This is a genomic window from Mitsuaria sp. TWR114 (assembly GCF_007997345.1).
This window is the reverse complement of the sequence record NZ_VOSR01000235.1, coordinates 1-13,311: the sequence shown is the minus strand read 5'-3', so window position 1 is coordinate 13,311 and position 13,311 is coordinate 1. Positions and strand designations below refer to the sequence as shown.

Annotated in this window: 12 protein-coding genes and 1 pseudogene; 4 read left to right on the top strand and 9 right to left on the bottom strand. The window is 68.1% G+C overall.

Annotation, left to right across the window (positions count from 1 at the left end; translation table 11 throughout):
- The coding region (locus FUT87_RS10380) for a M13 family metallopeptidase (protein WP_147240958.1) at positions 1 to 2,036 on the top strand (2,036 nt) is incomplete at its 5' end.
- Positions 2,037 to 2,089: 53 nt separating this feature from the next.
- Here FUT87_RS10380 and FUT87_RS31680 read toward each other — a convergent pair.
- Complete coding sequence (locus tag FUT87_RS31680; protein ID WP_404935385.1) at positions 2,090 to 2,488, bottom strand: H-NS family nucleoid-associated regulatory protein; 399 nt, start codon at positions 2,486 to 2,488, stop codon at positions 2,090 to 2,092.
- A gap of 283 nt (positions 2,489 to 2,771) precedes the next feature.
- Here FUT87_RS31680 and FUT87_RS10370 point away from each other — a divergent pair, with 283 nt between their 5' ends.
- Positions 2,772 to 3,668 (top strand): GntR family transcriptional regulator, encoded by an 897-nt coding sequence (locus FUT87_RS10370; RefSeq protein WP_186830465.1) that lies wholly within the window; start codon positions 2,772 to 2,774, stop codon positions 3,666 to 3,668.
- Here the strand turns inward: FUT87_RS10370 and FUT87_RS10365 are convergent.
- Positions 3,590 to 4,057: an Lrp/AsnC family transcriptional regulator gene (locus FUT87_RS10365; protein WP_221211160.1), complete on the bottom strand. Its 468-nt coding sequence runs from the start codon at positions 4,055 to 4,057 to the stop codon at positions 3,590 to 3,592. The genes FUT87_RS10370 and FUT87_RS10365 overlap by 79 nt on opposite strands.
- An 89-nt stretch (positions 4,058 to 4,146) precedes the next feature.
- Between FUT87_RS10365 and ilvB the strand changes: the two are divergent.
- Positions 4,147 to 6,006, top strand: a pseudogene (ilvB, locus tag FUT87_RS10360) (biosynthetic-type acetolactate synthase large subunit).
- 33 nt (positions 6,007 to 6,039) lie between these two features.
- Here the strand turns inward: ilvB and FUT87_RS10355 are convergent.
- A complete protein-coding gene (locus tag FUT87_RS10355; RefSeq protein WP_091729856.1) occupies positions 6,040 to 6,528 on the bottom strand; it encodes a nucleotide-binding protein in 489 nt (162 codons plus the stop codon).
- Positions 6,529 to 7,584 carry a helix-turn-helix domain-containing protein gene (locus tag FUT87_RS10350; protein WP_091729861.1) on the bottom strand — a complete coding sequence of 352 codons (1,056 nt, stop codon included), beginning with the start codon at positions 7,582 to 7,584 and terminating at the stop codon, positions 6,529 to 6,531.
- Between the two features lie 104 nt (positions 7,585 to 7,688).
- On the opposite strand from FUT87_RS10350, the gene pcaC reads away from it, so the two are divergent.
- Entirely contained in the window at positions 7,689 to 8,087 is a 399-nt protein-coding gene (gene pcaC, locus FUT87_RS10345) for a 4-carboxymuconolactone decarboxylase (protein WP_147240956.1), read from the top strand.
- A gap of 34 nt (positions 8,088 to 8,121) precedes the next feature.
- Here pcaC and FUT87_RS10340 read toward each other — a convergent pair whose 3' ends face one another.
- The 5 genes from FUT87_RS10340 to FUT87_RS10320 form a co-directional block, all read right to left on the bottom strand.
- Complete coding sequence (locus tag FUT87_RS10340) at positions 8,122 to 8,706, bottom strand: DUF3617 family protein (RefSeq protein WP_147240955.1); 585 nt, start codon at positions 8,704 to 8,706, stop codon at positions 8,122 to 8,124.
- A 50-nt stretch (positions 8,707 to 8,756) separates the two neighbouring features.
- On the bottom strand, positions 8,757 to 9,269 hold the full coding sequence (locus FUT87_RS10335) for a hypothetical protein (protein WP_147240954.1): 513 nt from the start codon (positions 9,267 to 9,269) through the stop codon (positions 8,757 to 8,759).
- Positions 9,266 to 11,794: a DNA topoisomerase (ATP-hydrolyzing) subunit B gene (gene gyrB, locus FUT87_RS10330; RefSeq protein ID WP_147240953.1), complete on the bottom strand. Its 2,529-nt coding sequence runs from the start codon at positions 11,792 to 11,794 to the stop codon at positions 9,266 to 9,268. The genes FUT87_RS10335 and gyrB overlap by 4 nt, the downstream gene beginning before the upstream one ends.
- A gap of 118 nt (positions 11,795 to 11,912) precedes the next feature.
- Positions 11,913 to 13,037 (bottom strand): DNA polymerase III subunit beta, encoded by a 1,125-nt coding sequence (dnaN, locus tag FUT87_RS10325; RefSeq protein WP_091729890.1) that lies wholly within the window; start codon positions 13,035 to 13,037, stop codon positions 11,913 to 11,915.
- Positions 13,038 to 13,107: 70 nt separating this feature from the next.
- Positions 13,108 to 13,311, bottom strand: a 204-nt coding sequence (locus tag FUT87_RS10320) for a helix-turn-helix domain-containing protein (RefSeq protein WP_310735167.1), incomplete at its 5' end; no start/stop codon positions are given.

The following is a 13,311-nucleotide window of genomic DNA, read 5'->3' as shown; positions in this document are numbered from 1 at the left end:
CGCCCGCGCCCGGCGCGGCCGCATCCGCACCCGCCACCGCGCCCGAAGCGCCGCTCGACCAGCTGCCCTACACGCCGAGCCTGGACACCGCGGCGATGGATCGCAACGCCGATCCCTGCGACGACCTCTACCAGTACGCCTGCGGCGGCTGGATGGCGGCCAACCCGATCCCGCCGGACCAGGCGCGCTGGTCGGTCTACGCCAAGATGGCCAACGAGAACCAGCGCTACCTCTGGGGCATCCTGGACAAGCTCTCGGCCGCCGATCCGGCGCGCAGCGCCAACCAGGCGCGCATGGGCGACTACTTCGCCGCCTGCATGGACGAAGCGGCGGCCGAGCGCCACGCGCTGGCGCCGCTGCGGCCGCTGCTGTCGCGCATCGACGCGCTGAAGGACCGCCGCGATCTGCCGGCGCTGCTGGCCGCGCTGCACCTGGCGACCAACAACGAGCGCGTGCTGTTCCACTTCAGCTCGGGCCAGGACATGGCCGACTCGACGCGCGTCATCGCCTTCGCCTACGCCGGTGGGCTGAGCCTCCCGGACCGCGAGTACTACTTCAAGGCCGACGAGAAATCCCGCACCCTGCGGGACCAGTTCGTCGCGCATGTCGCGCGCAGCTTCGAGCTGCTCGGCGATGCGCCGGAGGCGGCGCGCACGCAGGCACGGCAGGTGATGGCCCTGGAGACCGCGCTGGCGCGCGCCTCGCTGAGCCGCGTCGACAAGCGCGATCCCTACAAGGGCTTCCATCCGATGAAGGCGGCCGGGCTGCAGGCGCTCACGCCCGGCTTCGACTGGGCGGCCTACCAGCGCGCGCTGGGCCTGGACCCGCAGACGGCCTACAACGTGACCGAGCCGGCCTTCTTCAAGGCCATGGCCAGGGAACTGCGCCAGCGCGACCTCGCGCAGTGGCGCCATTACCTGCGCTGGCAGCTGGTCAGCAGCCAGGCGCCGACGCTCTCCGGCGCCGCGGTGCAGGCCAACTTCGAGTTCTTCGGCCAGACGCTGCAGGGCGTGCCGCAGAACAAGGCGCGCTGGAAGCGCTGCGTCGAGCTGGTCGACGCGCAGCTCGGCGAGGCGCTGGGCCAGGAGTTCGTCGCCCGCAACTTCAGTCCCGACCTGAAGGACAAGACGTTGACGATGACGAAGCAGATCGAGGACGCGATGGCCGCGCGCATCCAGTCGCTGAGCTGGATGAGCGAGACCACGAAGCAGCGCGCCCAGGAGAAGCTGCATGCGATCGTCAACAAGGTCGGTTATCCGGACCGCTGGCGCGATTACGGCGCGCTGACCGTCGCGCGCGACGACTTCGCCGGCAACGTGATGCGGGGCAATGCCTTCGAGCTCAAGCGCCAGCTGGCCAAGATCGGCAAGCCGCTGGACCGCGGCGAGTGGGGCATGACGCCGCAGACGGTCAACGCGTATTACGACGCGCAGATGAACGACATCAACTTCCCGGCCGGCGTGCTGCAGCCGCCGCTGTTCGACCCCAAGCTGGATGACGCGCCGAACTACGGCAACACCGGCGGGACCATCGGCCATGAGCTGATCCACGGCTTCGACGACGAAGGCCGGCAGTTCGATGCCAAGGGCAACCTGCGCGACTGGTGGACGAAGAAGGACGGCAAGGCCTTCGAGCAGCGCGCCGCCTGCGTGACCAAGCAATACGCGCAGTACGTGGTCGTCGACGACATCCGCATCAACAGCAAGCTGACGCTGGGCGAGGACCTGGCCGACCTGGGCGGCCTGGTGCTGGCGCATGCGGCTTGGAAGGCGCAGATCGCGGACATGTCGCCGCCGCCGGCGGACCGCGACGGCCTGACGCCGGAGCAGCGCTTCTTCGTCGGCTTCGCGCAGTGGGACTGCAGCCATGCGCGGCCGGAGTACGCGCGCGTGCATGCGCTGACCGACCCGCATTCGCCGGGGCGCTACCGGATCAACGGGGTCGCGGTGAACATGCCCGAGTTCGAACGGGCCTTCCACTGCAAGCCGGGCCAGAAGATGGTCAAGCCCGACGCCGAGCGCTGCCGCATCTGGTGACGCGGCCCGGCGGGCCTCGCGGCGCGAGGGCCCGCCGACCCGGGCCGCTGACGTCAACCGATCAGCAGGTCCTCGGCCGTCTTGCCGGCGGCCAGCGCTTCCTTGAACCAGGTGGGACGCTTGCCGACGCCGGTCCAGGTGCGACCGGCGCCATCGTGGTATTTCGGCGTGCCGGCGCCGCGCGGCGCCTTGCGCTTGGCGGTGGTGGCCGCGCGGGCCGGTTTCGCGGCGGCCTTGCGGCGGCGCGCGGACGCTGCAGGGTCGCGCCGAACAATTCCTCGGGGGTCAGGCCGTAGTGATCGATGGCCTCGCGGATCCGCGCGACCACGCCGGAGATTTCCTTCGCGCGCAGCGCCTCGGCTTCCTTCTGAAGTTTCTCGATCTGACTCAGGACTTGTTTCAAGGATTTCGCCATTCGGCTGACTCCATTCGGGGTGAATTGACCTGGGCATCTGCCTCTGTGTCGCTGACCTCCCGGGCGCGACTGTAGCGCCCTGAGAGCGAGCGATGCGGAAACGACACAGCCTGTCCCATTGACACGGGGTGGCTCGACTGATTCCAGTAGGGCGCCGGGTGACATATATGTCGATTGCGCAGTCCATGCCGGGACGAGACATCGGTTCATTGCGCTTCGGCAAGAACGCGGGCGGCGACGCGATTCGCCGGGAATGGACAGGGAGCGCGCTCCTTAGAGTGAATCGTTCATTCACCGCAATTGCTGGACGGAGTGCCGCGATGGTTCGATCCACACACCCGATCAATGCGCCGACCTACCTGCGCCTGCGCGACCAGATCCGCGCCGACATCGAGGACGGCTGCTGGCGCCTGGGCCAGCATCTGACGCTGCACGAGCTGAGCGCGCATTACCAGGTCAGCAACGTGCCGGTGCGGGAGGCGCTGCTGCAACTGCAGGGGGACGGCATGGTGGACATGCGGATGAACAAGGGCGCGGTGGTGCGGGCGGTGGACGCGCGCTTCATCGAGGAGTATTTCGACGTACGCGAAGCGCTGCACACGATGCTGCTGGCCCAGGCCTGCGGGCGGCCCGAGGCCCGCGAGGCGGCGCAGGGGCCGCAGGTCGAGGCGCTCGTGCGGGCGGTGGAGGAGGCCGCCCGAGATGGCCGTGCGCGGGAGCTGCTGGCGGCCGACGAGACGCTGCAGGAGGAACTCGCGCGCTGGGGCGGCAATGCGCAGGCGCTGGGGATGCAGGCCTCGCGCGGGCGGCTGCTGGAGGCGGTCCGGCGCTCGCGCATGGCCTTGTGGGCGTCGGAGCTGGACGTGCTGGCTGTCCAGGACCGGGCGGTGGTCGAGGCGATCCGGCAGGCCGACCCGGTCACCGCGGGCGAGGCGATGCGCCGCCATGTCGCGGCGCGCGGACCTACATGCTGCGCCTGCTGCGGCTGCCCGAGCTGCCGGCGCGTGTCGAGGGCGCGTCGTTCGCGCCGGGTTCGACCTCGAGCGAGGCGCCGGACGCCGACTGAGTGGCCTCGATCGGAGGTCGCGCTGACCGCCGCAGCCCACCATTCGGCGCGGTGCTGTTCACGGGGCGCCGTTCACAGGGGCAGGGAGCTCGCCTTCAGGCAGCGCAGCACGAAGCTGGACTTGCTGTGGCGCACGCCGGGGATCTTGTAGAGCTTCTCGCGCAGCAGGCGTTCGTAGTCGCGGGTGTCGCGCACGGACAGGCGCAGCACGTAGTCGTAATCGCCGGAGACCAGGTAGGCATCGATGACCTCGGGGATGGCCTCGAGGTGGCGGGCGAATTCCGCCATCGCCGCGTCGGTGTGCTTGTTCAGGGTGAGCTGCACGATCAGCTGCTCGGGCCGCCCGATCTTCTCGGCGTTCACCTTGACGGTGTAGCCCTCGATCACGCCGGATTCCTCCAGCCGCTTGATGCGCGTCCAGCAGGGCGAGGTGGTCAGGCCGACCTCCTCGCTGACCTCCTGCAGGCTGGCGCGAGCGTTGCGCTGCAGCGCGCGCAGGATGGCGCGGTCGAACTTGTCGAGCTTGATTTGCTGATCCATCACGCTTCCCAAGGAAGATTTGCTGTGCGGCGGATTCTATGAGGCAAGAACGGCAACCCTTTCCGAGCCAGTGCCGGGACACTGGACGCATGAATGCCAGGTTCGACGGCGCCCAGGTCAGCGCCCGCGGCGCGGTCATCGACGCGCCCTGTTCTCCCTCCTCCCCTTCATCGCCGGCCAGCGCCGGTCCTGTCGCGCCGCTCGGGAACGCGCCACCGCGCAATGGCGCCCAGACGCTGCTGGACACGCTGGTGGCCTGCGGCGTGGACACCGTGTTCGGTTATCCCGGCGGCGCGGTGCTGCCGCTGTACGACGCGCTGCACGGCGAGCCGCGCCTGCGCCACATCCTGGTCCGCCACGAACAGGCGGCCGTGCATGCGGCCGAGGGGTATGCGCGCAGCACCGGCCGGCTGGGCGTCGTGCTGGTGACCTCGGGCCCCGGCATGAGCAACACGACGACGGGCCTGCTGGACGCGCTGTGCGACTCGGTGCCGGTGCTGTGCATCAGCGGCCAGGTGAACAGCGCGGCGATCGGCACCGACGCCTTCCAGGAGTGCGATGCGCTGGGCATCTCGCGGCCGGTGACCAAGTGGAACGCGCAGTTGCGGCCGGGTGGCGACGTCGCGGCGCTGGTGCGCAAGGCCATCGAGATCGCGCGGGGCGGTCGTCCGGGCCCGGTGCTGCTGGACGTGCCGAAGGATGTGCAGCTGGCGCCGGCGCGTCCCGATAAGGGGCTTGATGCAAGGCCCATCGCGCGGACCGCACACGAGCGGCCGCCGGCGACGGCCCTGCCCGTCTCGCCCATCGTCGACGTGCGTGCGGTGGAAACGGCCGCGGACTGGATCGCCACCGCGCGCCAGCCGGTGTTCTACGGCGGCGGCGGCCTTGTCAACGCCGGGGACCAGGCCTGCGCCGCGTTCGCGGCGCGGTGCGCTGGCCGGCGCGCCCTGCACGCTGACGCTGATGGGGCTGGGCGCGGTGCCGGCGTCGTCGCCGCACTGGCTGGGCATGCTGGGCATGCACGGGACGCTGGAGGCCAACCTGGCGATGCATCACGCCGACCTCATCGTCTGCGCCGGCGCGCGCTTCGACGATCGGGTGACCGGCCGGCTCGATGCTTTCGCACCCAGTGCGCGCGTGATCCACCTCGACATCGACCCCTCGTCCATCGACAAGGTCCGGCGCGCCGACCTCGCCCTGTGCGGGGACGCGCGGACGCTGCTGCCGCGCCTGCGCCGCGCGCTGGAGCGCGGCGAGGCGCTGACGGCGCAGGAGCGGGGCGAGGTCGCGCGGATCCAGGACTGGCGCTCGCGCCGATCGCTGGCCTTCGAGGACACGCCGGAGGTGATCGCGCCGCAGGCGCTGATCGCGCGGCTGCAGGCGCAGCTCGCCGGCCGGGACGCGATCGTGTCGACGGACGTCGGCCAGCATCAGATGTGGGCGGCGCAGCACCTGGCCTTCGAGCGCCCGCGGCGCTGGCTCACCTCGGGCGGCGCCGGCACGATGGGCTACGGCCTGCCGGCGGCGATCGGCGCGCAGGTGGCGCATCCGGGGCGGCTGGTCGTGTGCGTCAGCGGCGATGCGTCGATCCTGATGAACCTGCAGGAGATGGCCACGGCGCGGCAGCACGCGCGGGGGTCAAGGTCGTGCTGTGCAACAACGGCCACATGGGCATGGTGCGGCAGTGGCAGGAGCTGCATCACGGCGAGCGCTACAGCCACAGCTACAACGCCTGCATGCCGGATTTCGTCGCGGTGGCGAAAGGCTTCGGCTGGGAGGCGGCGCGGGTCACGCGGCGGGATGCGCTCGATGCGGCGCTCGCCGAGTGCCTGGCGAGCGACGGCCCGTATTTCCTCGACGTGGCCGTCGCGCCGGTGGAGAACTGCTTCCCGATGATTCCGGCGGGGAAGGGGCATCACGAGGTGATGTTGGCGGCCCGGACGCCCTAACCCCCGCGGCAACTTGTCATCGACCGTGCGGGATCAAGTCGCCCATTCCTTGAATCGCCGTTGGCACTCTTCCGAAGGGAATCGGGCACCCGCCGCCAACATGCGATGAAGGGCCGCCGCGAGCGCGCTTTCGTCGACAACCGCGTGCGCCAGCAGTTGATCGAGCAGCCACAGCGCGCCGTGCACCGCCATGCCGTCCTTCTGGGCTTGCCTGCGCAGCCGGCCATCGCCGGTCAGCAAGGGCAAGCCGGACTGCCGCGCCAGGTAATAGCAGGAAACGTCCGCCAGAGAGCTGTTGTTGTGCTCGGCAGTGAGGTGCATGAGGTCCGCCACGGCCTCGCTGCCAAGTGATTCCACGATCAGACCGCGCCGGGTCAGCTCTTCGTGGGCAAGGTCCTGCAGTTCGTGGAGGACAAAGTCGGTGCTGCAGAAGCGGAACGGGAGTCGGAAAAGGACGTCCAGGAGATCAGCGTTCCGGAAATCAATCCAGATGTTGGTATCGCTGACGTAGACCCGCTGCATTCATGCTCCCACCGGCGCTGAGAGGGCGGGCTCGAGCGTGTCCAGCGGACGTTGCAGGAACTCGGCGGCACGGGACGGGGTGAAGAGGCCCTCGGCCAGGCCCCAGAACACGAGCGACTCGAAACGTCGCGGTTGCTCCGGCAACAGCGCCTCCGGCTCCGCGGTGCGCCAGCCAGCCTGGGAGAACTGGATGACCGCTGCCTTGTAGCCGGCCTCGTTCAGCAGGCCGAGATCCTTCAGGCGACGAAGGGCCACCTGCATCGAAATCCCGTAGCGCCGCTTTGCATTCAGGAGCTCCGCAGGATGCACGCGTGATCGGCGGTGACTGCCGAAGTCGAGCAGCACCTGTGCGCCGGGATAGAGAAACGCGCCGGCGAAGCGATGACAGCATCGCTCCTTGTCGGCTTCGGACATGTCCTCCGGCAAGGCCATCACCCAGTGGCCGAGCTCATGTGCCGCCGTGAAGCGCATGCGCTCACCTGGCCGCGCGGTATTGAGCGCGATCAGCACATGTTCGTGATCCTCCGTGGCGGCGCACGCACCGTCGAAGTCATCTTGCGCATCGAGCAGCGCCACCTTGATGCCGCGCTCTTCCAGCAACTGCGTCAGGTTCGCGATGGCATCGCCGCCGATGCCCCAGTCGCGGCGCAGGCGCTCCGCCGCGCTCTCCGCCGCGTCGAAGGACTCGACCTGAAGGATCTGAGGGGCCGTCGGGGCGATGCGGACATTGACGGCGTCGAAGCAGCGCTCGAGACCGATATAGCGTTCGAGGTGGTCGCGCATCTGCTCTTCCACCTGTCGCTGCCGGTACTTCGGCATGCGGGCCAGCTTGCGGAACTCGAGCGGCGACAAGGTCACGGCTTCAGCGCGGAAGAAGTACTCGGGTCGCACGCCCAGAGCTTTGGAGAACTGGAGCAGGCGCGTCGAATTCGGGATGGCGTCGCCGCGCTCGAACTTGCTCAGTGCTTGCTTGGTGATGTCACCGATGGCCTGGGCCAGTGCGTCAAGGCTGAGCCCTTTCAAGACGCGGGCCCGCCGGAGTCGGTCGTGGATCATCGCGTGCTCCTAGGTTGACGGGAATTCTATTCCTGATCGTTTCGTCAACCAACGACTGATTCAAGTAGCGTGTCCAGTCGCGCCCCGGCTACAGGAGACCCCCAATGACTCGTCCCTTCGCTCCGAGCAATCCCGAGCTCTTCGAACAAGGCCTGCAGACCCGACGCGAGGTCCTCGGCGATGCGTACGTCGATGCCGCGCTGCAGAACGCCACCGACTTCACCATCGACATGCAGGAACTGGTGACCCAGTACTGCTGGGGCGATGTCTGGAACCGGCCGGGGCTGGACCGGCGCTCACGCTCGCTGCTGAACCTGGCGATGCTGACCGCGCTGAACCGGCCGCACGAACTCAAGATCCACGTGCGCGGCGCGCTCAACAACGGGCTCACGCGCGAGGAGATCAAGGAGGTCTTCCTGCAGACGGCGATCTACTGCGGCGTGCCGGCGGCGATCGATGCGTTCCGCGTCGCCGCCGAGGTGTTCAAGGAGATGGACGCCTGACGCGCGCCGCCCGCTTGGCGCGGCGCGCGCGGACTCACTGCAGCAGTTCGGCCACGGACGGGTCGATGCCGGGCGGCGGTGCGCTGCAGTCGCTGCCGATCCACTTGTGGACCGACGTCGATTCATAGGTGATCGGCATGCCCTGCGCGGTCGTGCCCTTGAACGTCACCTTGACGGTGGCGCTGGACTTGTCGGTGACCTGGTAGGAGCCGTTGCCCATGCCGCTGGCCGTCGCGCTCTTGCAGCTCATCGTGAAGGTGCCGCTGGTGGCATCGCCGGGCTTCACTTGCGTGGTGCAGTCGTCGACGCTCTGCGGCTTGGGCAGGGCGAACTCGGGGCTCTGCTGGCAGTCCAGATGCGGGCTGGCGCCGGTGGGCAGGCCGACCTTGGCCATCGCGGCGGCGAGGCTGCTCTTCTGCTGCGGCGTCAGGGCGCCGTTGATTTCGAAGATCGTGGGCATCTTCCGGCCGTTGAGCGTGTTGACGCTCGCGCTGGCCCACAAGCCGGGCTTGACGCTGATGGATTGGGCTTGGGCGGGCGCCGACAGCGTCAGCAGGCCCAGCGACAGGGCGAGCGCCGAAGCGGCGGCGGAAGAGAGACGGAAGCGGGAAGCGCGCATGCGTGAGCCTCGTGGAATCGGACGACGAGGCGCAGTCTCCACGGGCACGGCTACCGCTGTCGAGGCGGCTTGCCCCCTTCAAAGGGGGCGGGTGTGACCGAGGTCATGTCGGCCGGTGGACCGGCATGCCATGCCGTGCCGTCCTCGAAAGTGACCCGCGTGACGGCGGCGTGGGATTGCGGGCAGCGCATCGGACGGGCCGGTGACTGATCACGCGGCCGGTCGAATTCATGGCTCATGTCGACGTGATGCGCCGGCGCGATGCTGCCGTCGCTGATCGAAACGCCGGCGAACTCGCTGAGCACCTCGTGGCCGGTGCCGCGCTCGCGAACGCAACCGAGCTCGACAGCGACGATGCCCCGCGGGCCGCGGTTGGTCAGCACCAGGGCGAGCTCGCCGCGCACCGGCTGGAGCTCGAGCACCATCGGCGCGGTCGGCAGGTCGATCCAGTCGGGCGGATAGACCGGAGGGGAATGCGGCTCGGATTGCCCGAGCGCGGGCAGGCCGGCGATGGCGAGGAGCAGGCCGGCGAAAGGGGGGGCGAGGCGGGAACGGGTGATCACACGTCGATGTTGGCCGCGCGCAGCGCATTCGTCTCGATGAACTCCCGGCGCGGCTCCACCTCGTCGCCCATCAGCATCGTGAACACCCGGTCCGCCTCGATCGCGTCCTCGATCTGCACGCGCAGCAGGCGGCGCACCGTCGGGTCCATCGTCGTTTCCCACAGCTGCTCGGGGTTCATCTCGCCCAGGCCCTTGTAGCGCTGCCGGCCCACGCTCGATTCCGCCTGCGTCATCAGCCAGGCCATCGCGCCGCGGAAGTCCGTCACCTTGCTTTCCTTGGCCTTCTCGCCTTCGCCCTTGCGGATCACCGCTTCCTCGCCCACCAGGCCCTTGAAGGTCTTGCCGGCCTCGGCCAGGACTTCATAGTCCGCGCCGTGCACGAAGTCCGCCGTGATGATGCTCGAGCGCACGTTGCCGTGATGGCGACGGCTGATGCGCAGCAGCTGCTTGTCGGTGCGCGGATCCGTCTCGGCCGTCACCACCGCGTCGTGCAGCGCCGAGGCCAGCGCCGTCGCGGAGATCTCCGCCGCGTCCTTCGTGTCCAGGTTCAGCGACAGGCCCGACGCCAGCAGGTGCAGCGCCTCGCCGTCCATCCAGGCGGACAGGCGCTCGATCACGTTCTGCGCCGCCACGTACTGGCGCGCCTTGGTCTCCAGGTCCTCGCCCTTGAGCACCGGACCCGCGCCCACGCCGGCCGTGTGCAGCTCGGCATCGTTCAGCGCGACCTTCAGCAGGAAGCCGTCCAGCTCGTGGCCGTCCTTCAGGTACTGCTCGTGCTTGCCGACCTTGACCTTGTACAGCGGCGGCTGCGCGATGTAGATGTGGCCGCGCTCCACCAGCTCCGGCATCTGCCGGTAGAAGAAGGTCAGCAGCAGCGTCCGGATGTGCGCACCGTCCACGTCCGCGTCGGTCATGATGATGATGCGGTGGTAGCGCAGCTTGTCCGGATTGAAGTCGTCGCTGCCCGCGCCGCGGCCAATGCCGGTGCCCAGCGCCGTGATCAGCGTGATGATTTCATTGCTGGTCAGCAGCTTCTCGTAGCGCGCCTTCTCGACGTTCAGGATCTTGCCGCGCAGCGGCAGGATCGCCTGGAACTTGCGGTCGCGGCCCTGCTTCGCGGAGCCACCGGCGGAGTCACCCTCCACGATGTAGATCTCGCACAGCGCGGGATCCTTTTCCTGGCAGTCCGCCAGCTTGCCCGGCAGGCCCATGCCGTCCAGCACGCCCTTGCGCCGCGTCATCTCGCGCGCCTTGCGCGCCGCTTCACGCGCCCGCGCCGCCTCGACGATCTTGCCGCAGATGATCTTGGCGTCGGTCGGGTTCTCCAGCAGCCAGTCGCCCAGCTTGCTCGCGACGATTTCCTCCACCGGGCCGCGCACTTCGCTCGACACCAGCTTGTCCTTGGTCTGCGAGCTGAACTTGGGCTCCGGCACCTTGACGCTGACCACGCAGGCCAGGCCTTCGCGCATGTCGTCGCCGGTGACGTCGACCTTGGCCTTCTTGGCCAGTTCGTTGTCCTCGATGTACTTGTTGATCACCCGCGTCATCGCCGCGCGCAGACCCGTCAGGTGGGTGCCGCCGTCGCGCTGCGGGATGTTGTTGGTGAAGCAGAGGACGCTTTCATTGAAGCCGTCGTTCCACTGCATCGAGACCTCGACCCCGATGTTGGTGTTCTGCTCCGACATCTTGTCGCCCTGGGCGTGGAAGATGTTGGGGTGCAGCGCCGTCTTGCCCTTGTTGATGAACTCGACGAAGCCGCGCACGCCGCCCGCGAAGGCGAAGTTGTCTTCCTTGTTGTTGCGCTCGTCGACCAGGCGGATCTTCACGCCGTTGTTCAGGAACGAGAGTTCGCGCAGGCGCTTGGCCAGGATGTCGTAGTGGAACTCGGAGTTCTGCGTGAAGATCTCCGTGTCCGGCAGGAAGTGGACTTCCGTGCCGCGCTTGTCGGTCTCGCCGACGATCTTCATCGGGCTGGTCTCGAAACCGTCGCGGACCTCGATCAGGCGGTCCTGCGGCACGCCCTTCTTGAACTCCAACTGGTGGACCTTGCCTTCGCGGCGCACCGTCAGGCGCAGCGTCTTGGACAGCGCGTTCACGCAGGACACGCCCACGCCGTGCAGGCCGCCCGAGACCTTGTAGCTGTTCTGGTTGAACTTGCCGCCGGCGTGCAGCTCGGTCAGCGCGATCTCGGCCGCCGAGCGCTTGGGCTCGTGCTTGTCGTCCATCTTCACGCCGGTCGGGATGCCGCGACCGTTGTCGATGACGGAGATCGAGTTGTCGGTGTGGATGGTGATGACGATGTCGTCGCAGTAGCCAGCCAACGCCTCGTCGATCGAGTTGTCGACCACCTCGAACACCAGGTGGTGCAGACCGGTGCCGTCCGAGGTGTCGCCGATGTACATGCCGGGGCGCTTGCGCACCGCCTCCAGGCCTTCCAGGATCTGGATGCTGGACTCGCCGTACCCCGCGCCGTCGTTCTGCGGCGCGGGCGTCGGGGTGTTCTCAGGAGTGCTGTTATCGGTCATCGGAGGGGTACTCAGGCCGCCGCGGCGGCCGCTGAAAAAACTGGCTGGAACCCCCGCCTGGCGGGGGCAGGGGGTGCGCAACGTTCACGCTCCGGGGAGCGAAGGTCGCGCAGCGACCTTAGATCCTCATCGGCATGACGACGTACTTGAAGCCGGTGTGTTCGGGGATGCTGAGCAGCGCGCTGGACGAGCTGTCGTTCAGGTCCACCCGCACCATGTCCTGCGACATGTTGGCCAGCACGTCCATCAGGTAGGTCACGTTGAAGCCGGTTTCGATCTGGTCGCCGCCGTAGTCGATCTCGAGTTCTTCCTTGGCCTCTTCCTGCTCGGCGTTGCTCGAGGCGATCGACAGCAGGCCCGGCTCGAAGGACAGGCGCACCGCCTTGAACTTCTCGCTGGTCAGGATCGCGGCGCGCTGCAGCGCGGCCAGCAGCGGCTGGCGGCCCAGGATCACGTGGAAACGGTGGTTCTTCGGGATGACGCGGTTGTAGTCGGGGAACTTGCCCTCGACCAGCTTGGTCACGAACTCCATGCCGCTGAAGCTGAACTTGGCCTGGTTGCCGGCGAAGCGCATCTCGATCGGAGCGCTCTCGTCGTCGCCCTTGCCGCCGTCCTTGAGCAGGCGCATCAGTTCCAGCACCGTCTTGCGGGGCAGGATGACTTCCTGCTTGGGCATCTCGGTGTCCGTCTCGGCCTGGGCCAGCGCCAGTCTGTGGCCGTCGGTCGCGACCAGCGTCAGGGTCTTGCCCTCGGCCACGAACAGGATGCCGTTCAGGTAGTAGCGGATGTCATGCACCGCCATCGCGAAGTGGACCTGGTTGATCAGGCCCTTGAGCGTCTTCTGTGGCACGCTGAACGCGGGACCGAAGTCGGCCGCTTCCTGCACCAGCGGGAAATCGTCGGCCGGCAGCGTCTGCAGCGTGAAGCGGCTCTTGCCGCCCTGCAGCGTCATCTTGTTCTGGTTGGACGTCAGGCTCACCGTCTGGTCCGACGGCATCGAGCGCAGGATGTCGATCAGCTTGCGCGCGCCGATGGTGGTGGAGAAGTCCCCGTCGTCGCCCTCGAACTCGACCGTGGTGCGCACCTGGATTTCCAGGTCGCTCGTGGTCAGCTCCACCTGCTTGCCCTGCTTCCGGACCAGCACGTTGGCCAGGATGGGCAGGGTGTGGCGCCGTTCCACGATGCCGGACACCGCCTGCAGCGCGGCAAGCACTTTGTCCTGGCTGTCTTTCAACACGATCATGTCAACCTCTCTCCACTGTTGGCTGTTCGGGCGAACGCGGCATTTTCGCTGAAGGCGAAGGCGTTTTTCCTCATCCCTTCAGCGTTTGCTCCAGCACATGCAACTGCTGGTTCAACTCGGTGTTCTTCTGACGCTCGCCGCCGATCTTGCGGACCGCATGCAGCACCGTCGTATGGTCGCGGCCGCCGAACAGCTCGCCGATCTCCGGCAGGCTCTTCTGCGTCAGCTCCTTGGCCAGGTACATCGCGATCTGGCGCGGCCGGGCGATGCTGGC